This is a genomic window from Streptomyces sp. CC224B (genome assembly GCF_030010595.1).
In the GTDB taxonomy this organism is placed as follows: Bacteria; Actinomycetota; Actinomycetes; order Streptomycetales; family Streptomycetaceae; genus Streptomyces; species Streptomyces longispororuber.
The window spans coordinates 1-18,993 of record NZ_JASCXL010000122.1 but is presented as its reverse complement, the minus strand read 5'-3'; the positions used below and the strand labels follow the sequence as shown (position 1 = coordinate 18,993).

Annotated in this window: 19 protein-coding genes; 15 read left to right on the top strand and 4 right to left on the bottom strand. The window is 72.5% G+C overall.

Features of this window, described 5'->3' with window-relative positions; all coding sequences use genetic code 11:
- Positions 1-102: 102 nt before the first annotated feature.
- Positions 103-1,578, top strand: coding sequence for a hypothetical protein (locus QK440_RS34070; protein ID WP_282797121.1), 1,476 nt, complete (start codon positions 103-105; stop codon positions 1,576-1,578).
- 61 nt (positions 1,579-1,639) lie between these two features.
- On the opposite strand, the gene QK440_RS34065 is transcribed toward QK440_RS34070, so the two are convergent.
- Both QK440_RS34065 and QK440_RS34060 read right to left on the bottom strand, forming a co-directional pair.
- Entirely contained in the window at positions 1,640-2,989 is a 1,350-nt protein-coding gene (locus QK440_RS34065) for a D-arabinono-1,4-lactone oxidase (protein WP_282797120.1), read from the bottom strand.
- Positions 2,919-4,187 carry an MFS transporter gene (locus QK440_RS34060; RefSeq protein ID WP_282797119.1) on the bottom strand — a complete coding sequence of 423 codons (1,269 nt, stop codon included), beginning with the start codon at positions 4,185-4,187 and terminating at the stop codon, positions 2,919-2,921. The genes QK440_RS34065 and QK440_RS34060 overlap by 71 nt, the downstream gene beginning before the upstream one ends.
- A gap of 554 nt (positions 4,188-4,741) precedes the next feature.
- Here QK440_RS34060 and QK440_RS34055 point away from each other — a divergent pair.
- Together QK440_RS34055 and QK440_RS34050 are read left to right on the top strand one after the other, a co-directional pair.
- Positions 4,742-5,869: a ferrochelatase gene (locus QK440_RS34055; protein ID WP_282797129.1), complete on the top strand. Its 1,128-nt coding sequence runs from the start codon at positions 4,742-4,744 to the stop codon at positions 5,867-5,869.
- Positions 5,870-6,085: 216 nt separating this feature from the next.
- The gene (locus tag QK440_RS34050) at positions 6,086-6,910 is read left to right on the top strand and encodes an inositol monophosphatase family protein (protein ID WP_282797118.1); all 825 of its coding nucleotides are present in this window, start codon (positions 6,086-6,088) and stop codon (positions 6,908-6,910) included.
- 151 nt (positions 6,911-7,061) lie between these two features.
- Here QK440_RS34050 and QK440_RS34045 read toward each other — a convergent pair whose 3' ends face one another.
- Complete coding sequence (locus tag QK440_RS34045) at positions 7,062-7,235, bottom strand: hypothetical protein (RefSeq protein ID WP_282797117.1); 174 nt, start codon at positions 7,233-7,235, stop codon at positions 7,062-7,064.
- Between the two features lie 319 nt (positions 7,236-7,554).
- On the opposite strand from QK440_RS34045, the gene QK440_RS34040 reads away from it, so the two are divergent.
- From QK440_RS34040 to QK440_RS34025, 4 genes are all read left to right on the top strand, one after another.
- Positions 7,555-8,208 carry a response regulator transcription factor gene (locus QK440_RS34040; protein WP_030680296.1) on the top strand — a complete coding sequence of 218 codons (654 nt, stop codon included), beginning with the start codon at positions 7,555-7,557 and terminating at the stop codon, positions 8,206-8,208.
- Positions 8,209-8,214: 6 nt separating this feature from the next.
- A complete protein-coding gene (locus QK440_RS34035; RefSeq protein ID WP_282797116.1) occupies positions 8,215-9,447 on the top strand; it encodes a HAMP domain-containing sensor histidine kinase in 1,233 nt (410 codons plus the stop codon).
- 393 nt (positions 9,448-9,840) lie between these two features.
- Positions 9,841-10,137 (top strand): DUF4193 domain-containing protein, encoded by a 297-nt coding sequence (locus QK440_RS34030; protein WP_003993510.1) that lies wholly within the window; start codon positions 9,841-9,843, stop codon positions 10,135-10,137.
- A gap of 12 nt (positions 10,138-10,149) precedes the next feature.
- Complete coding sequence (locus tag QK440_RS34025) at positions 10,150-11,166, top strand: hypothetical protein (RefSeq protein ID WP_282797115.1); 1,017 nt, start codon at positions 10,150-10,152, stop codon at positions 11,164-11,166.
- 49 nt (positions 11,167-11,215) lie between these two features.
- Here QK440_RS34025 and QK440_RS34020 read toward each other — a convergent pair whose 3' ends face one another.
- On the bottom strand, positions 11,216-11,662 hold the full coding sequence (locus tag QK440_RS34020) for a DUF3093 domain-containing protein (RefSeq protein ID WP_282797114.1): 447 nt from the start codon (positions 11,660-11,662) through the stop codon (positions 11,216-11,218).
- A gap of 58 nt (positions 11,663-11,720) precedes the next feature.
- Between QK440_RS34020 and QK440_RS34015 the strand changes: the two genes are divergently transcribed.
- From QK440_RS34015 to QK440_RS41495, 8 genes are all read left to right on the top strand, one after another.
- Positions 11,721-12,305, top strand: coding sequence for a PaaI family thioesterase (locus QK440_RS34015; RefSeq protein WP_282797113.1), 585 nt, complete (start codon positions 11,721-11,723; stop codon positions 12,303-12,305).
- A complete protein-coding gene (gene dut, locus QK440_RS34010; RefSeq protein ID WP_282797112.1) occupies positions 12,302-12,832 on the top strand; it encodes a dUTP diphosphatase in 531 nt (176 codons plus the stop codon). The genes QK440_RS34015 and dut overlap by 4 nt, the downstream gene beginning before the upstream one ends.
- Position 12,833: 1 nt before the next feature.
- On the top strand, positions 12,834-13,619 hold the full coding sequence (locus QK440_RS34005) for a DUF3710 domain-containing protein (RefSeq protein WP_282797111.1): 786 nt from the start codon (positions 12,834-12,836) through the stop codon (positions 13,617-13,619).
- A 438-nt stretch (positions 13,620-14,057) separates the two neighbouring features.
- The gene (gene kdpF / locus QK440_RS34000; RefSeq protein ID WP_190133783.1) at positions 14,058-14,147 is read left to right on the top strand and encodes a K(+)-transporting ATPase subunit F; all 90 of its coding nucleotides are present in this window, start codon (positions 14,058-14,060) and stop codon (positions 14,145-14,147) included.
- A gap of 8 nt (positions 14,148-14,155) precedes the next feature.
- A complete protein-coding gene (gene kdpA, locus QK440_RS33995; RefSeq protein ID WP_282797110.1) occupies positions 14,156-15,820 on the top strand; it encodes a potassium-transporting ATPase subunit KdpA in 1,665 nt (554 codons plus the stop codon).
- Positions 15,817-17,961, top strand: coding sequence for a potassium-transporting ATPase subunit KdpB (kdpB, locus tag QK440_RS33990; RefSeq protein ID WP_282797109.1), 2,145 nt, complete (start codon positions 15,817-15,819; stop codon positions 17,959-17,961). The genes kdpA and kdpB overlap by 4 nt, the downstream gene beginning before the upstream one ends.
- Before the next feature lie 6 nt (positions 17,962-17,967).
- Positions 17,968-18,690, top strand: coding sequence for a potassium-transporting ATPase subunit C (locus QK440_RS33985; RefSeq protein ID WP_282797108.1), 723 nt, complete (start codon positions 17,968-17,970; stop codon positions 18,688-18,690).
- Positions 18,691-18,910: 220 nt separating this feature from the next.
- Positions 18,911-18,993 (top strand): hypothetical protein (locus QK440_RS41495; RefSeq protein ID WP_282798324.1); only part of this gene is annotated, 83 nt, incomplete at its 3' end.

The following is an 18,993-nucleotide window of genomic DNA, read 5'->3' as shown; positions in this document are numbered from 1 at the left end:
CTGCTGGCTTCGCACATACGTCCCCTTCTTGAGTGGCACGCGTAACTCGTACGTCAATCAGGTGTGACGTCAGCAAGGCGAGAAAGGCGGCAAGGGTCGGAGATGCGTGAAAAGCCGGATACCGGCAGTGACTCTCAGAGCACCCCGGAGGACGGGGCGGACAAGAAGCGGCTCGATCTGAGCGTGCCGCAGGTGGCGGGCAGCGCCGTGGCCGCGGTGCTGGCCGCGAAGCTCGCGTCCAGCTTCGGCGTCTACGGGACGATCCTGGGCGCCGGCGTGGTGAGCGGCATCGCCACCTGCGGCGGCACGGTCTTCCAGCACTTCTTCAAGCGTACGGGCGAACAGCTGCGCGACGTGGCGGTGCAGGCCAAGCCGAAGGCCCAGCAGGTGCCGGTCACCGGGGCCACACCGGTGCCGCCCGCGTTCAGAGCCGCGCCCACCCCGCCGGCCGGGCCGTCGTCCGGGTACGCGAGAAGCGGCACGGGCCCGGTGACCACCACGTGGGGCATGCAGTCCGCGGGCCGGGGCACCCAGGGCGCCGATGCCAGGGCCGCGTTGCCGACGCCCGGTCCGCCGACGCCCGGCGCGGACGACCCGACGAACGTGCTGCCCGCCCTCGGGGCGCAAGACCCCATGACGGGAGAGCAGCCCATGACGGGGAACCCCACGGCGGGGAACTCCACGGCGGGGGACCCCTTGGCGGGGGACCCCACCACCGCACTGCCTCCGGCCGGGACGGTCGACGCGACCACGGCCCTCCCGGGCATCGCGGCGGGCGACCCGACCACGGCCCTCCCCGGTGTCGGGCCCGTGGACCCGACCACCGCGCTGCCCGCCGTGTCCGCCGACGCCGACAGGACGCAGCTCCTGGGGTCCGTCGACGCCACCCAGGTGCTCCCGGGGGGCCGGCGTGACCAGGAGACCCGGCTCCTGGGCCGGGCGGGGAGCCCGGCGGGCCCGGTGCCGGGGCCGCCGCTCCCGTCGGACGAGTTCTCGGCGGGCACCACGCATCGCGCGCGGGTGACCAGCTGGAAGCGGCCGCTGGTCGCCGCCGCCGTCGTGTTCGGCGTGGCGCTCACCGGGATCACCGCGTACGAGCTGGTGAGCGGCCGGAGCTTCAGCGGTGACGACAAGTCCACGTCGATCAGCGACTTCGTGCGGGGCAAGAACTCCTCGTCGTCGTCCGACCACAAGCCCTCGCCCGGTGACGGCACCGATCAGCCCTCGGACAGCGGCACGTCCGGTACGGACGACGGCTCACAGGGCGACGGCAGCTCCGGGAACCCCAGCGGTACGCCGTCCCCGGGCGACGGCGACGGCTCGGGGCCGGGCACCGGCACCGACAAGGACCAGGGCGGCACCCCGGACAGCGGGGACAAGGGCGACAGCGGCAGCGACGGCAGCAAGGACGACCAGGGCGACGGGAACGGCTCCGGCGACGGCGGGACGAAGCCCACGCCGACCCCCACGCCCACGCCGACGCCCACCCCGACCCCGACACCCACCCCGCCGAACGGCGCCGGGGGCGGCGCAGGGACGGGTGTCCCCGAACGACAGCAGCAGTCGCCCGAGCGGTAGAGCGGGCGCCCGCCCTCGCGCGGGCGCCCACCCCGGCCCGCCCCGGCCCGGAGCCCCAGTCTCAGTCGCCGAGCACGCGCCGCAGGTAGGTGTTGGCGAAGAGCCGCTCCGGGTCGAGGCGGTCGCGCAGCGCCGTGAACTCGGCGAAGCGCGGGTAGGCGGCGGCGAAGTACGCGGCGTCGCGGGTGTGGAGCTTCCCCCAGTGGGGCCGTCCCTCGTGGGCGGTGAAGATCCGCTCCGCGGCGCCGAAGTACGCGCGGAAGGGGGTCCCCTTGTACAGGTGCACGGCGATGTACGCGGTGTCGCGGCCGGAGGCCGTGGAGAGCGTGATGTCGTCGGCGGGGGCCGTGCGGACCTCCACGGGGAAGCTGACCCGCAGCGGGGAGCGCTCGATCATCGCCTTGAGCTCCCGCAGCGTGTCCACGAGGGCCTCGCGCGGAACGGCGTACTCCATCTCCACGAAGCGCACGCGCCGGGGGCTGGTGAAGACCTTGTACGGGATGTCCGTGTAGGTGCGGGCGGACAGCGCCCTGCTGGAGACCCGCGCGATGGCCGGGATGGTGGCGGGCACGGCGCGGCCGACCGTGTTGACGACCTGGAAGAGGCCGTTGGAGAGCAGCTCGTCGTCTATGAAGGCGCTGACGGGGTGCGGGGGAGCAGCGGGGCCCAGGCTGCGGTTGTTGCGCTTGGTGTTGCAGTTGCCGGTGTGCGGGAACCAGTAGAACTCGAAGTGCTCGTTCTCGGCGACGAGCGCGTCGAACTCCGCGGTGACCCGGTCGAAGGCCATCGGTTCCTCGCGCGCCTGGAGGAAGAACAGGGGCTCGACGGAGAACGTGATCGCGGTGATGACGCCGAGCGCGCCGAGCCCGACCCGGGCGGCGGCGAAGACGTCGGGGTGCTCGTCCCGTGAGCAGGTGAGGACCTCGCCGTCGGCGGTGACGAGTTCCAGCGCGGTGATCTGGGCGGCGAGCGAGGCGGAGTCGCGGCCGGTGCCGTGCGTCCCGGTGCTGACGGCGCCGGAGACCGTCTGCTCCATGATGTCGCCCATGTTCGTCAGGGACAGGCCCTCACGGGCGAGCGCGGCGTTCAGGCGCCTGAGCGGGGTGCCCGCCTCGACGGTCACGGAGCCCGCGGCGTGGTCGATCGCGCGGATGCCGGTGAGCAGGTCGGGGCGTATCAGCAGGCCGTCGGTGGCGGCGGCGGCCGTGAAGGAGTGACCCGTGCCCACGGGCTTCACCGTCAGCCCGTCGGCCCTGGCCCCGCGGACGGCCTCGACGAGCTCGTCCACCGAGGCCGGCGTCGCCTCGCGCGCGGGGCGGGCGGTGAAGGTCCCCGCCCAGTTACGCCACCCCGCTCGACTCCTCGTGCTGGTCGCTGCCGCGCCCGTGCCCCTGCCCGTTCCCGTGCCCATGGGTCCCCTCCCGTCGCGGAGCCGGCTGCTTCAGCCGGCGGTACCCCAGGAGCCCGACCACCGCCGCGAGCGCCCCGGCCACGCCCGGCACGCCGTATCCGGCGCTCGGTCCCGCGGCGTCGATCACCCAGCCCGCCGCGGAGGAGCCGAGCGCGATCCCGACGGCGAGGCCGGTGCTGACCCAGGTCATGCCCTCGGTCAACTGCGCGCGTGGCACGTGCTGTTCGACGAGGGCCATCGTCGTGATCATCGTGGGTGCGATGGACAGGCCCGCGAGGAAGAGCGCCGCGGCCAGGAACGGCAGGCTCCCGACCAGTTGAAGCGGGATCATACTCACGGCCATCGCACACACGCCCACCAGCCACCTGCGCGCGGGCGCCCCGGTGAAGTTCATGAGGCCGAAGGCCACGCCCGCGAGGCACGACCCGAGCGCGTACACGGCGAGCACCAGGCTCGCCGCGCTCTTGTGGCCCTCCTCCTCGGCGAAGGCGACCGTGACCACGTCCACGGCGCCGAAGATGGTGCCGGTCGCGACGAAGGCCGCGCCCAGGACCTGCAGGCCGGGGGAGCGCAGCGCGGAGCCCTTGGCGTGGTGCTCGCGCGGGTGCGGCACCGGCTCGGTGGCGCGCTGCGCGGTCAGCCAGAAGACGCCCACGGCGAGGAAGGCGGCGGCCAGGAGCGGCCCGGACTCGGGGAACCACACCGTGGACAGGCCGATCGAGATGATCGGCCCGAAGATGAAGCAGACCTCGTCCACGACGGACTCGAAGGAGTACGCCGTGTGCAGCTTCGGGGTGCCGCCGTACAGGGCCGCCCAGCGCGCGCGGACCATCGATCCCACGCTCGGCACGCAGCCCACGAGCGCGGCGAAGACGAACAGCGTCCAGTCCGGTAGCTCGAACCGCGCGGCGAGCAGCAGGCCCGTCACGGCCGCGAGCGACACCAGGGTCGCGGGCCGCAGGACCCGGCGCTGGCCGTGCCGGTCCACGAGCCGGGAGATCTGCGGGCCGATGGCGGCGGCGGACAGCGCGACGGTGGCCGAGAGGGCACCCGCGAGGCCGTACCGCCCGGTGATCTGGGAGACCATCGTCACGATGCCGATGCCCATCATCGACAGCGGCATCCGCCCGAGGAACCCGGCGGCGGAGAACCCCTTGCTGCCGGGGGCGGCGAAGATGGCGCGGTAGGGGCTCGGCACGTGGACTCCGCGGGGCGCGGGAGCGGGCGGCCGGGGGGTGGCCGTGCGGCTCCGTAAGGCGTGAAGATGGCTGATACAGCTTACGGCCGCGAGGGGCCGGAGCGCACCGTCGTTTTCCTGCCGGGCCGTCGCACTTCCTGCCGCGCCGCTCCGGGCTGTCCCGGGCCGCTCCGGGCTGTCCCGCGCCGCCCTGTGTCTTCCCGGACCGCCCCGTGTCCTCCCGTGCCGCCCCGGACTGTCCCAAGCCGCCCCATGACCTTCCGCGCCGCCCCGCCCTCCCGCACCGCCTCACATCCTCCGGCGCCACGCCGCGCCGTCCCGCACCGCCCGGGCTGTCCCGCCCCGTCTCACGCCGTCCCGCCCCGCGAAGCGCCTGCGCGCCCCTCCCGTCCGGCGGCCCTGGGTTTCCCGGTCAGCGCCTTCGGGTCTGCTGCCCCAGGCGCCCGGGCCTCCCGTCCGGGGCCCGCGCCTCCTGCCCCGGCGACCCGCCGCCGGGGGACCGTCGTTCCCCGCTGTCAGTGGCGGGTGGCAGGATCACAGACATGTCCGAAGCGCTGGATACCTCCCTGGATCCCACCCCGTACGACGCCCTCCTGCTGCTCTCGTTCGGCGGCCCCGAAGGCCCGGACGACGTCGTTCCGTTCCTGGAGAACGTGACGCGCGGCCGCGGCATCCCCAAGGAGCGGCTGAAGGAGGTGGGGCAGCACTACTTCCTCTTCGGCGGGGTCAGCCCCATCAACGACCAGAACCGCGCCCTGCTCGACGCCCTGCGCAAGGACTTCGCGGACCACGGCCTCGACCTGCCGGTGTACTGGGGCAACCGCAACTGGGCGCCGTACCTCACGGACACCCTGCGCGACCTGGTGCGCGACGGCCGCCGCCGCGTCCTCGTCCTGGCCACCAGCGCCTACGCCTCGTACTCGGGGTGCCGCCAGTACCGCGAGAACCTCGCGGACGCCCTGGCGACCCTCCAGGAGGAGGGCCACGACCTGCCGCGCGTGGACAAGCTGCGGCACTACTTCAATCACCCGGGCTTCGTGCGGCCCATGATCGACGGCGTCCTGAAGTCCCTGGCCGAGCTGCCCGACGAGGTCCGCGACGGCGCCCACCTGGCGTTCACCACGCACTCCATCCCGACGGCGGCGGCCGACACCTCGGGCCCCGTGGCCGACCACGGCGACGGCGGGGCGTACGTGAGGCAGCACCTGGACGTGGCGCGGCTCGTCGCGGACGCGGTGCGCGAGGAGACCGGCGTCGACCACCCCTGGGAGCTGGTGTACCAGTCGCGCTCCGGGGCCCCGCACATCCCGTGGCTGGAGCCCGACATCTGCGACCACCTGGAGGAGCGGCACGCCGCCGGCGCGCCCGCCGTGGTGATGGTCCCGATCGGCTTCGTGTCGGACCACATGGAGGTGCTCTACGACCTCGACACCGAAGCCACGGCGAAGGCCGCCGAGCTGGGCCTGCCCGTGCGGCGCTCGGCCACCGTGGGCGCCGACCCGCGGTTCGCCGCGGCGGTGCGCGAGCTCGTCCTGGAGCGCGCGGCGACCGAGAGCGGGCGCGCGGTGACGCCCTGCGCCCTCGGCACGCTCGGCCCGAGCCACGACCTGTGCCCCGTGGGCTGCTGCCCGGCGCGCGCCCCCAGGCCCGCCGCGGCCGGCGCCGACAGCCCGTTCGCCTGAGGCACCCGGCGGCACGGGGCGGGACGGCTCCGCGGCACCCCGGCACCCCCGGCCCCCCCGGTCCGGAAGGGCCGCCCGGGCGTCACGGCCCCCGCCCTGCTCCGCCCCGCCCCGCCCCGCCTCGCCGAGGCGGAGGGCGGCCGTGGACCATCGAGGTGCACGGCCGCCGCCCACGCGCAGGCCGTACGGAACGTCCGCTCGCCGTAAGGAGCCCCCGTGACCGACCCCGCCGCCCAGGACGCCTTGAAGGCCGAACTCCTCGCCGTCGCCCTGGAGGCCGCGCGCCGCGCCGGTGAGCTGCTGCGCGACGGCCGCCCGGACGACCTGGGGGTGGCCGCCACGAAGAGCAGCGCCGTCGACGTCGTCACCGAGATGGACATCGCCTCGGAGAAGCTGATCACGGCCTTCCTGGCCGAGCGCAGGCCCGCGGACGGCGTGCTCGGCGAGGAGGGCGCCAGCTTCGAGGGCAGCAGCGGCGTCCAGTGGGTGATCGACCCGATCGACGGCACCGTGAACTACCTGTACGGGCGCCCGGACTGGGCGGTGTCCATCGCCGCGCGCCTGACCGCGGCGGACGGCGAGACCCTGGTCGGCGTCGTCCACGCGCCCGTGCGCGGCGAGACGTTCCGCGCGGTGCTCGGCCAGGGCGCGTTCCTCGACGACAAGCCGGTGCGCGTGCGCCCCGCGCCCCCCTTCGCCCAGGCGCTGATCGGCACCGGCTTCGGCTACGTCGCCGAGCGCCGCGCCCGGCAGGCCGCGGTGGTCCGGGAACTGCTGCCCCGCGTCCGGGACATCCGGCGCGGCGGCTCGGCGGCCATCGACCTCTGCGACGTGGCGGCCGGCCGCCTGGACGCGTACTACGAACGCGGCCTGAACCCCTGGGACTTCGCCGCCGGCGACCTCGTCGCGCGCGAGGCGGGCGCCCTCACCGGCGGCCGCCCCGGCGAGGCCCTGTCCACGGAGCTGGCTGTGGCGGGCCCGCCCGGCCTGTTCGAGCCCCTGCGGGCGTTCCTGGACGAGCACGGCGCCTGGCACGACTGAGAGGCCCCGGCCGGGGCCGCGCGGACCCGCTCCGGCGGCACCCGTGCCCCGCGCGGCCCCGGCAGAGCATCTGGGCACCCGGGAACACGACAGGGCCCCGGCACCGCGGGCGCGGGTGCCGGGGCCCTGTCGTGTGCGTGACGGCCTCCGGTCAGGACGACGGGACAGCGACCTCCACGCCGTGCTCGGCGGCCAGGCGGTGCAGATCCTCCAGCTCGGACAGCTCGACCTCGGCCAGGAAGTCGTCGCCCGTCCGACGGGCTCGCGCGAGGTCGGACTCCGTGGCCTTTATGCGCTGCAGGAGACCTGCGGTGAATGCGTCCATGGTTGCGCCCCCTCGGCTGGGTCGTGTGGGTCGGTGGCACGGGGGTGTGCCCGAGAAGCGGCGATCACGTCCGGCGCCGCCGGCGCCCGGCAGCTCGTGGCGTGTCACATACGAAGCGTGATCGCGGGTGTAACTGCCGTCCTCCCCCCGGGCTTCCTCAGGGAAACCTCAACTGGATGAGAAAATCCCGCATCCCCGGGCCCTCGGCCGCCTTACAGCCGGTTTATGGCCGAAAGGGGCAGGATGGATGCCTCACCCCCAGATCAGACCTGCCCTGCCCGCGCCAGCCGGGGGCCGGGCGCAGAGGAAGGACAGCGACGTGCGCGTACTCGTCGTCGAGGACGAGCAGCTGCTCGCCGATGCGGTGGCCACCGGACTGCGCCGGGAGGCCATGGCCGTCGACGTCGTGTACGACGGTGCGGCCGCCCTGGAGCGCATCGGCGTGAACGACTACGACGTGGTCGTCCTGGACCGGGACCTCCCCCTCGTGCACGGCGACGACGTCTGCCGCAAGATCGTCGAGCTCGGGATGCCCACCCGGGTGCTGATGCTCACCGCCTCCGGCGACGTCAGCGACCGCGTCGAGGGCCTGGAGATCGGCGCCGACGACTACCTCCCCAAGCCGTTCGCGTTCAGCGAGCTCACCGCGCGCGTGCGCGCGCTGGGGCGGCGGACGAGCGTGCCGCTGCCGCCCGTCCTGGAGCGCGCCGGCATCAAGCTCGATCCGAACCGCCGCGAGGTGTTCCGCGAGGGCCGGGAGATCCAGCTCGCACCCAAGGAGTTCGCCGTCCTGGAGGTCCTGATGCGCAGCGAGGGCGCCGTGGTCTCCGCCGAGCAGCTCCTGGAGAAGGCCTGGGACGAGAACACGGACCCGTTCACGAACGTCGTCCGGGTGACCGTCATGACCCTGCGCCGCAAGCTCGGCGAGCCCGCCGTCATCGTCACGGTGCCCGGCTCGGGCTACCGGATCTGATCTCCCGTGGCCACGACACCGGCGCCACCCGCGGCGCCCCCCAAGCCGACGTGGGACCCCAGGAAGGTCGAACCCCCCTTCCCGTGGCTGCGCCCCACCATCCGCATAAGGCTCACGCTCCTGTACGGCGGCATGTTCCTGATCGCGGGCATCCTGCTGCTCTCGATCATCTACCTGCTCGCCGCGCAGGCGCTGAACGTGGGCAGCGACCTGCCCTTCAAGATCGTCTCGGGCCGGGTGGAGAGCAAGGTCTGCGACCTGCCGAGCCGCGCCTCCCCGGAGGAGTTCAACGCGGCGATGAACACGTGCGTGAACGAACAGCGCGAGCACGCCCTGGACAACCTCCTGAGCCGCTCGCTGCTCGCCCTGCTCGGCCTCGCCGTGATCGCCTTCGCCTTCGGGTACGCGATGGCGGGCCGCGTCCTGTCGCCGCTCGGCCGCATCACCCGTACCGCGCGCCGGGTGGCGGGCACGGACCTCAAGCGCCGTATCGAACTGGACGGACCCGACGACGAGTTGAAGGAGCTCTCCGACACCTTCGACGAGATGCTGGACCGCCTGGAGCGTGCCTTCACCGCCCAGCAGCGCTTCGTCGGGAACGCCTCGCACGAGCTGCGCACCCCGCTGGCGATCAACCGCACGCTCCTGGAGGTGCACCTCTCCGACCCGGGCGCGCCCCCCGAGCTCCAGCAGCTCGGCAAGACGCTGCTGGCCACCAACGAGCGCAGCGAGCAGCTCGTGGAGGGCCTGCTGCTGCTCGCCCGCAGCGACAACCAGATCGTCGAGCGCAAGCCGGTGGACCTCGCCGAGGTCGCCGACCGCGCCGTCGACCAGTCGCGGGCCGAGGCCGAGGAGAAGGGCGTCGAAATCCGCGGCGAGCGCGCCCTCGCCATCGTGCAGGGCAACGGCGTCCTCCTGGAGCGCATCGCGCTGAACCTCGTGCAGAACGCCGTCCGGTACAACGTCAAGGAGGCGGGCTGGGTGGAGGTCACCACCGAGGCCCAGCACGGCCAGGCCGTCCTTGTGGTCACGAACACCGGGCCCGTGGTGCCCGCGTACGAGATCGACAACCTCTTCGAGCCCTTCCGCAGGCTCCGCACGGAGCGCACCGGCAGCGACAAGGGGGTGGGTCTCGGCCTGTCCATCGCCCGGTCGGTGGCGCGTGCCCACGGGGGCCGTATCATCGCGGAGCCTCGTGAGGGGGGTGGGCTCGTGATGCGGGTGACCCTGCCGATCTGAGATGCTGCCGCCGGACACGCCGGATGTTCGCTTTAAGCGGAATTTTCAGGACCCGATCCTGCCAATTCCGTGTGTGATCGATCACAGGGGCGATTTTTCGGCCATCTACTCTCCGTGACCGCGAAAGTCGTCGGAAAGCCGGGAAAATCCGGGTTTTCGGGGGTCTTGATCACGGGAAGTACACGGGGTGGCGCCCGTGAAGTGCGACATTCGGACCGTGTACGGTCCCGATCGCCATCCAAACCGATCACCTCTTCAGGGGTGCGGTTGGGTGTCGATTGAGTAACAGACCTTGATGTGAGGCAAAATCTCCGCCTCAGGTCGGGCACAAGTCCGGCCTCTCACGCGTTACGTGCGCTGAGACACCGCAGACACCCAGAGGGGGAGAGCGACATGGCAACGGACTACGACACCCCACGCAAGACCGACGACGACGTCGACTCGGACAGTCTTGAAGAACTGAAGGCCCGGCGGAACGACAAGTCCGCCTCGGCCGTCGACGTCGACGAGTTCGAGGCCGCCGAAGGCCTCGAGCTGCCCGGCGCCGACCTGTCCAACGAGGAGCTCGCGGTCCGCGTGCTCCCCAAGCAGCAGGACGAGTTCACGTGCATGAGCTGCTTCCTGGTGCACCACCGCAGCCAGCTGGCCCGGGAGAAGAACGGCCAGCCGATCTGCCGCGACTGCGACTGAGCGAGGTCGGCCGTGACTGGCTCGACCCCGCACGGGAAGAACCGCTTCGGCGACCACGAGGCGGACGCAGCCGTGCCCGAGGGCGCGACGGACGGCGAGCGGGGCCCGCAGGCCTCGCTCGGGCCTGCCGGAGCGACGGGCGCGGACCCGGAGGGCACCACCGCCCCCTCGGGTCCCGCCGGGGCGCAGGGCGGCGCTGAGGCGGCCTACGCGGCCGTCCCCGCGCTGCTGCACGAGACGGCGGTGGACACGTCGCCGCGGGCGGCCGTCGACGCCGCGGAGGCCGTCGAGGCGGCGGAGGGCGAGGGCCCCCTGACCAAGGGCAAGCGTTTCACCGCCGTCGCGAACGGCCTGCGCAAGGGCGTACGCCGCGGCGGCCGCAGCGCCAGGGCCGGCATCGGCTACCTCGCCGACCGGATCATCGAGAACGCCCCCCGGGTCCCGGTCCGGGACCTGGCCACCCTCCGCAAGCAGTTCCCGGGCCTCGGCCCCGAGCAGCTCGCGGACAAGCTCATCGCGGGCGCGGCCAACGCGACCTCCACGGTCGGCGCCGGCGTCGGCGCCGCCGCCATGCTGCCGGTCCCGCCGGCGATGCCCGCGGAGCTCGCCGCCGAGATCACCGGCGTCGCCGCGATCGAGCTGAAGCTCGTCGCGGAGCTGCACGAGGTGTACGGCCGCAGACCGCCCGGCACCCTCAAGGAGCGCAGCGCCGCGTACCTGCGCTCGTGGACCGAGGAACGCGGGATCGACGTCGCCAAGCCGGCCTCGGTCAACGCCGCCCTCGGCGGGCAGATGAAGCGCGAGCTGCGCCAGCAGATCATGAAGCGCATGGTGCGGAACCTGCCGAACCTGATGCCCTTCATGGTGGGTGCGGCCGTCGGCGCCTTCATGAACCGGCGGGACACCAAGAAGCTCGCGGAGCGCGTCCGCGCCGACCTGCGCCGGGCCCAGGTGCCCTGGGAGGCGCTGCCCGAGCTGCCGCCCCTGCCCGGGTCCGCGGAGGCCCGCCGCAAGGAGCTCGGGAGCTGAGTTACTCGCCCGGTGGAGCCGGGACCTCCCCCTCCGGCTCCCTCCGCCCCTACGCCGCCCGCACCGCCTCCAGGGCCCCGGCCAGGGCCTCCGGGTTCCGCGTCGACAGGTACACGTACGGCGTCGGGTCCTCGGGGTCGGTGACCTCGACGCGCAGGGCCGTCGGGATGTAGCTGCGCAGCACCATGAACGCGCGCGGGTCCGCCTTGTGGGTCCGCCAGGCGCGGGCCTCGGCCGCGTCCAGGAGCTCCGGCGTACCGAGGGCCGACACCGGGATCTTCGCGTCGCCCGCCACCAGGAAGCCCGCCACGACCCGGATCCGCACCGAGCCGTACGCGCTGGTCAGCACCGCCGCCAGCGCCGTGCCGCCGACCAGGCCGCCCAGGAACGGCAGCGTGCCGAACGGGAGCGCCGTCAGGCCCGTCGCGATACCGACGAGGGCCGAGACGAGCCACCATGAACGGGGTGCGGTGAGGCGTTCTTCGTAAGGCTGCATGAAGCCAAGCTTGGCACGGTGCGCGACGGCCGCTGACGCGGAGGTAAGGTCTGCGCCTGTGAGTGGTACCACTGCGGCTCTGACGCCCCCGGCCGACGCCATACCCCCCGTGCGGCACCCCGACGCGCCCGCGCCCGGGGAGCTGATCGGCGCGCACTACGAGCACTGCTTCGGCTGCGGCGGCGGACAGGCCCACGGCCTGCACCTCGCCGCCCGGGCCGGCGAAGGTGTCGCCGTCACCGCCGAGTTCACGGTCCGCGAGGCGCACCAGGGTGCCCCGGGCCTCGCCCACGGCGGTGTGCTCGCGACCGCGCTCGACGAGACGCTCGGCTCGCTGAACTGGCTGCTGCGGGTGATCGCCGTGACCGGGCGCCTGGAGACCGACTTCGTCCGGCCGGTGCCGGTCGGCACGGTGCTCTTCCTGGAGGCCGAGGTCACCGCGGTCGCCGGACGGAAGATCTACTCGACGGCCACCGGGCGGATCGGCGGCCCCGAGGGACCCGTCGCCGTGCGCGCCGACGCCCTCTTCGTCGAGGTGAAGGTGGACCACTTCATCGACAACGGCCGACCCCGGGAGATCCAGGCGGCCATGAACGACCCGGACCAGATTCGGCGCGCCCGCGCCTTCGAGGTGAACCCGTGACCGACCGTGCCCCCCTGGACGTGCTGATCCGGCGCGTCGACCCCGACGTACCGCTCCCGGCGTACGCGATGCCCGGCGACGCCGGAGCCGATCTGCGCACCACGGAGCCGTGCGAACTCGCGCCCGGTGAACGGGCGGTCCTGCCGACCGGGGTTTCCATCGCCCTGCCCGAGGGGTACGCGGCCTTCGTGCACCCCCGGTCCGGCCTCGCCGCCCGCTGCGGTGTCGCCATGGTGAATGCCCCGGGGACGATTGATGCCGGGTACCGTGGGGAGATCAAGGTGATCGTGGTGAATCTCGACCCGCGCGACAGTGTGCGGTTCGAGCGCTTCGACCGGATTGCCCAACTGGTCGTCCAGCAGGTCGAGAAGGTGCGCTTCCAGGAGGTGGCGGAGCTTCCCGGCTCGGCGCGGGCCGAGGGGGGATTCGGTTCCACCGGCGGTCACGCCGCCGTGGACGCCAGCTCGGGTCATCAAACGGGTGGGAATCGATACGCGTCGGTCGTATCCGACCGGGAAGGACAGTGACGTGTTCGGACGTCGCAAGAAGAGTGGTGCCGCCGCGGACGCGGCGGGCGAGGCCGAGCAGGTCGTCGACAGCACTGACAGCACGGACATCACGGACGGCGCCGAGGGCGCGCAGGACGGCACGTCCCGGCGCGTGCGCCTGGAGCCCGAGCCGCGTCCCGACGGGCCCTGGGACGTCGCCGAGGTCCGTGACCCCGGCGAGGGGCGGGTGGACCTCGGCGGTCTGTTCGTGCCCGGCGTCGAGGGCATGGAGCTGCGCGTGGAGGTCGCGGGCGACGCGATCGTCGCGGCCACCGTCGTGCTCCAGGACAGCGCCATCCAGCTCCAGGCCTTCGCCGCGCCCAAGCGGGAGGGCATCTGGGGCGAGGTGCGCGAGGAGATCGCGTCCGGCATCACGCAGCAGGGCGGGGTCATCGACGAGGTCGAGGGGCCGCTCGGCTGGGAGCTGCGCGCCCAGGTGCCGGTGCAGCTGCCGGACGGCACGGGCGGCTTCCAGGTGGTCCGGTTCGTGGGTGTGGACGGCCCGCGCTGGTTCCTGCGCGGAGTGATCTCCGGCCAGGGCGCGGTGCAGCCCCAGGCCGCGGGGCTCCTGGAGCAGATCTTCCGGGACACGGTCGTCGTCCGCGGCGAGGGCCCGATGGCCCCGCGCGACCCGATCGTCCTCAAGCTGCCGGACGACGCGCAGATGGTCGCCGAGGGCGTCCAGCAGGAGGACCAGGAGACGTCCCGCTTCTCCGGGGGCATGGGCCAGCTCGCCCGGGGCCCGGAGATCACCGAGGTCCGCTGACACTGGTGGGCGCGCCCCGCCAGGGGCGCGGGGAACGGCGCGAGCAGCCACAACGGCCCCGCACCCGCCGACGACGGGAACCGGGCAGGCACGCAGGCGAGAAGGCAAGGCCGAAGGGCCGCATCACAGCAGGTGGTGCGGCCCTTCGGCATGTCGCCCACCCCTCCTTCGCCGCCCCTCGCCCACCCCTCCTTCGCCCCCCCTCGCCCGCCGCCCGAGGCGACCGCACGGCGTCCGTAAGAGACCCGTCAACGCGGCGTCAGTGGCCGTAAGGGAGACGTCAACGGCGATCGAATTCCGCCATCGGCGCTGTTTCCTCGTGAGGTCAGCACTTCCGTATCTCATCTAGGAGCACACGATGGCCGATCTGGCCTTCGTCGTCACCACGGTCGCGGTCTTCGCCCTGGTGGCCCTCGTCGCCAAGGGGGTGGCGAAGCTGTGAGCGCAGAGAACGTCGTCGGTCTCCTCGTGGCCGTCGCCCTGCTGGGCTATCTCGTCCTCGCCCTCGTGTTCCCGGAGAGGTTCTGAGCGGCCCCATGAGTCCCGTCCTCGCTGGCGTGCTCCAGCTCCTCGCCCTCGTCGTCGCGCTCGGCCTCGCCCACCGCCCGCTCGGCGACTACATGGCCGGCGTCTACTCCTCCGACAAGCACCTGCGCGTCGAGAAGTGGATCTACAAGGGCATCGGCGCCGACCCCGGCGCCGCGATGCGCTGGCCCGCCTACCTCCGCGGTGTGCTCGCCTTCTCCGCGGCCAGCATGCTCTTCCTCTACCTGCTCCAGCGGCTCCAGGGCTCGCTGCCCGGCTCGCTCGGCTTCCGGTCGATCGACCCGGACCAGGCCTTCAACACCGCCGCGTCCTTCGTCGCCAACACCAACTGGCAGTCGTACTCCGGCGAGCAGGCCATGGGCCACGTCGTGCAGACCGCCGGCCTCGCCGTGCAGAACTTCGTCTCCGCGGCCGTCGGCATCGCCGTCGCCGTGGCCCTGGTACGCGGCTTCGCGCGCACCCGCACGGGCGACCTCGGCAACTTCTGGGCCGACCTGGTGCGCGGTGTCGTCCGCATCCTGCTGCCGCTCTCCGTGGTCGGCGCGCTCGTCCTGGTCGCCTGCGGCGTCATCCAGAACTTCTCCGGCATCCACGGGGTCGGCCAGTTCCTGGGCGGCGAGCAGCAGTGGAACGGCGGCGCGGTCGCCTCCCAGGAGGTCATCAAGGAGCTGGGCACGAACGGCGGCGGCTACTTCAACGCCAACTCGGCCCACCCCTTCGAGAACCCGAACCCGGTCTCCAACCTCTTCGAGATCTTCCTGATCCTGGTCATCCCGTTCGCCCTGACCCGGACCTTCGGCACGATGGTCGGCTCGATCCGGCAGGGCTACGCGATCCTCGCCACGATGGCGGCGATCTGGCTGGGCTTCACCGCGCTGATGATGTGGACCGAGTTCCACCACGGCGGCCCGGCCTTCGACCTCGCGGGCGGTGCGACGGAGGGCAAGGAGACCCGCTTCGGCATCGCGGGCTCGTCGCTCTTCGCCACGAGCACCACGCTCACCTCCACCGGCGCCGTGAACTCCTTCCACTCCTCGTACACCGGCTTCGGCGGCGGGATCACGATGCTGGGCATGCAGCTCGGCGAGATCGCGCCCGGCGGCGTCGGCTCCGGCCTCTACGGCATGCTGATCATGGCGATCATCGCGGTGTTCATCGCGGGCCTGATGGTCGGCCGTACGCCCGAGTACCTGGGCAAGAAGATCGGCACCCGTGAGATCAAGCTCGCGGCCTGCTACATCCTCGTCACGCCCGCGCTCGTGCTCGGCTTCACCGGTGCCTCCATGGCCCTGGACACGCCGAAGAACTCGCTGCTCAACGGCGGTGCGCACGGGTTCTCGGAGATCCTGTACGCCTTCACCTCCGGCGCCAACAACAACGGCTCGGCCTTCGCCGGCCTCGCCGCGGACACGCAGTGGTTCAACACCACCATCGGCCTCGCGATGCTGCTCGGCCGGTTCCTGCCGATGGTGTTCGTCCTCGCGCTCGCCGGTTCGCTCGCCGGGCAGCAGCCCGTGCCGAAGACGGCCGGCACCCTGCGCACGGAGAAGCCCCTGTTCACGGGCCTGCTCGTCGGCACCATCACGATCATCACCGGTCTGACGTACTTCCCGGCGCTCGCGCTCGGGCCGCTCGCCGAGGGCCTCGCGTCATGACCACCGAAACCAGCAAGCAAGAGGAGCGCGGCTCCATGACCACCGCTACCCCGACGCGCGCGCCGCACCAGGACGTGCCGACCGGCCACAGGCCGGACGACGGCAAGGTCGGCCAAGGCCTCTTCGACCCGGCGCAGCTCCTGAGGTCCGCCCCGGACGCCGTCAGGAAGCTCGACCCGCGGGTGATGGTCAAGTCGCCCGTGATGTTCGTGGTGCTCGTCGGCTCCGTCCTCACCACGCTGCTCGCGGTCAAGGACCCGGGCGACTGGTTCGGCTGGGCGATCGCCGCGTGGCTGTGGCTGACCACGCTCTTCGCCAACCTCGCGGAGGCGGTGGCCGAGGGCCGCGGCAAGGCCCAGGCCGACACCCTGCGCAAGGCCAAGACCGACACGGTCGCGCGCCGCCTGTCCGCCGACGGCGGGGCGGAGGAGCGGGTGCCCGGCACCGAGCTGCGCGTCGGCGACCTGGTCGTCTGCGAGGCCGGTGACGTCATCCCGGGCGACGGCGACGTCGTGGAGGGCGTGGCCAGCGTCGACGAGTCGGCGATCACCGGCGAGTCGGCGCCCGTCATCCGCGAGTCCGGCGGCGACCGGTCCGCGGTCACCGGCGGCACGAAGGTCCTCTCCGACCGCGTCGTCATCAAGATCACGACGAAGCCCGGCGAGACCTTCATCGACCGGATGATCAACCTGGTCGAGGGCGCCGCCCGGCAGAAGACGCCCAACGAGATCGCGCTCAACATCCTGCTCGCCTCGCTGACCGTGGTCTTCCTGCTCGCGGTCGTCACGCTCCAGCCGTTCGCGGTGTACGCCGGGGCCGAGCAGTCCATGATCGTGCTCTGCGCGCTCCTGGTCTGCCTCATCCCGACGACCATCGGCGCCCTGCTCTCCGCCATCGGCATCGCGGGCATGGACCGGCTGGTCCAGCGCAACGTCCTCGCCATGTCCGGCCGGGCCGTCGAGGCCGCGGGTGACGTCTCCACGCTGCTGCTCGACAAGACCGGCACCATCACGCTCGGCAACCGCCAGGCCGCGGAGTTCGTCCCCGTGCGCGGCACCACCGAGGCCGAGGTCGCCGACGCCGCCCAGCTCTCCTCGCTGGCCGACGAGACGCCCGAGGGCCGCTCGATCGTCGTCCTCGCCAAGGAGAAGTACGGCCTGCGCGAGCGGCACCAGGGCGAGCTGACCGGCGCCGAGTGGATCGCCTTCACCGCCCAGACGCGGATGTCCGGCGTGGACGTCGACGGGCGCAAGGTCCGCAAGGGCGCGACCGGCTCGGTACTGACCTGGGTGAAGGAGCGCGGCGGCACGGTCACGGCCGAGGCGCAGCAGCTCACCGACACGATCGCGCAGGCGGGCGGCACGCCGCTGCTCGTGGCGGTCGAGGACGCCGACGGCGCCCGCGTCCTCGGCGTCATCCACCTCAAGGACGTCGTCAAGGAAGGCATGCGGGAGCGGTTCGACGAGCTGCGCCGCATGGGCATCAAGACCGTCATGATCACGGGCGACAACCCGCTGACGGCCAAGGCCATCGCCGACGAGGCGGGCGTGGACGACTTCCTCGCGGAGGCCACCCCCGAGGACAAGATGGCGCTGATCAAGCGCGAACAGGCGGGCGGCAAGCTCGTGGCGATGACGGGCGACGGCACCAACGACGCCCCGGCGCTCGCCCAGGCCGATGTCGGCGTGGCCATGAACACCGGCACCTCGGCCGCCAAGGAGGCCGGGAACATGGTGGACCTCGACTCCAACCCGACCAAGTTGATCGAGATCGTCGAGATCGGCAAGCAACTGTTGATCACCCGTGGCGCCCTGACCACGTTCTCGATCGCCAACGACGTGGCGAAGTACTTCGCGATCATCCCGGCCATGTTCGCCGTGGTGTACCCGGGCCTGGACAAGCTCAACATCATGGACCTGTCCAGCCCCAAGTCCGCGATCCTGTCGGCCGTGATCTTCAACGCGCTGATCATCGTGGCCCTGGTGCCGCTGGCCCTGAAGGGCGTGCGCTACCGCCCGATGAGCGCGGACCGCATGCTCCGGCGCAACCTCGGCCTCTACGGCCTCGGCGGACTCGTGGCGCCGTTCGTCGGCATCAAACTCATCGACCTGCTCATCTCCCTCATCCCCGGCATTGGGTGACTCGGCATGAACAACACCGTGGCAAACACCACCCGGCTCCTCGGCGCCGGCCTGCGCGCCGTGCTCGTCCTGACCCTCGTGTGCGGCGTGCTCTACCCGCTGGCCGTCACCGGCGTCGCCCAGGCCCTCTTCCACGACAAGGCCAACGGCTCCGAGATCGAGGACGGCGGCCGGGTCGTCGGCTCCGAGCTCATCGGCCAGCGCTACGACCTGCCCCTGAAGAAGGGCCAGGAGACCCCGGCCCCGGACCTCAGGTGGTTCCAGCCCCGCCCGTCCAACGGACTCGGCACGAACAGCGTCAACACCCGGTACAAGCTGCTCCTGTCCGGCGCGACGAACCTCGCGGGCGACTCCGGGTCCATGAAGGACAAGAACGGCCGGCAGGTCTGCGACCCCCAGGCCACCGAAGGCCTGTGCGCGCAGGTCAAGGCGGCCAAGGACGCCGTCGTCAAGGACAACTCGACGGCCCGCCACCCGGTCCGGCCCGCCGACGTCCCGGCCGACGCCGTCACGTCCTCCGGCTCGGGCCTCGACCCGCACATCTCGCCCGCGTACGCCGACCTCCAGGCGCACCGGGTCGCCGAGCGGAACCGGCTGGACGTCAAGGACGTACGCAAGCTCGTCGACGACCACACCGACGGCCGCGTGCTCGGCTTCCTGGGGGAGCCCCGGGTGAACGTCCTGAAGCTCAACATCGCCCTGAAGCACCTGGTCGCCGCCAAGGGCTGACCCGCCCGTCCCTCCAGGACGCCGGGCCACGGCCGGCGGGGCCCGGACCACCCGGGCCCCGCCACCCGCGCCCCACGGGCACCCCCGTACGCCCGCACACCCCACCGCATCAGGGTTGTGTCAAGGAGCTGCGGAAACGACCACCCCACCCGCTTTGCCGGAATTGTTGGCCGTAAGGTCGACGCTGCGTACACAGCAGTTCCAGGAAGACAATGAGGCCATGGCTCGCGGCAAGCTTCGGATCTATCTCGGTGCGGCACCGGGTGTGGGTAAGACGTATGCGATGTTGTCCGAGGCGCATCG

What these genes read in the sequence shown, in the direction of transcription:
- QK440_RS34070 (WP_282797121.1), top strand. Translation starts at nt 103, where the DNA reads ATGCGTGAAAAGCCGGATACCGGCAGTGACTCTCAGAGCACCCCGGAG.
- QK440_RS34065 (WP_282797120.1), bottom strand. Translation starts at nt 2,989, where the DNA reads ATGGGCACGGGAACGGGCAGGGGCACGGGCGCGGCAGCGACCAGCACG.
- QK440_RS34045 (WP_282797117.1), bottom strand. Translation starts at nt 7,235, where the DNA reads ATGGACGCATTCACCGCAGGTCTCCTGCAGCGCATAAAGGCCACGGAG.
- QK440_RS34030 (WP_003993510.1), top strand. Translation starts at nt 9,841, where the DNA reads ATGGCAACGGACTACGACACCCCACGCAAGACCGACGACGACGTCGAC.
- QK440_RS34020 (WP_282797114.1), bottom strand. Translation starts at nt 11,662, where the DNA reads ATGCAGCCTTACGAAGAACGCCTCACCGCACCCCGTTCATGGTGGCTC.
- kdpA (WP_282797110.1), top strand. Translation starts at nt 14,156, where the DNA reads ATGAGTCCCGTCCTCGCTGGCGTGCTCCAGCTCCTCGCCCTCGTCGTC.
- kdpB (WP_282797109.1), top strand. Translation starts at nt 15,817, where the DNA reads ATGACCACCGAAACCAGCAAGCAAGAGGAGCGCGGCTCCATGACCACC.
- QK440_RS33985 (WP_282797108.1), top strand. Translation starts at nt 17,968, where the DNA reads ATGAACAACACCGTGGCAAACACCACCCGGCTCCTCGGCGCCGGCCTG.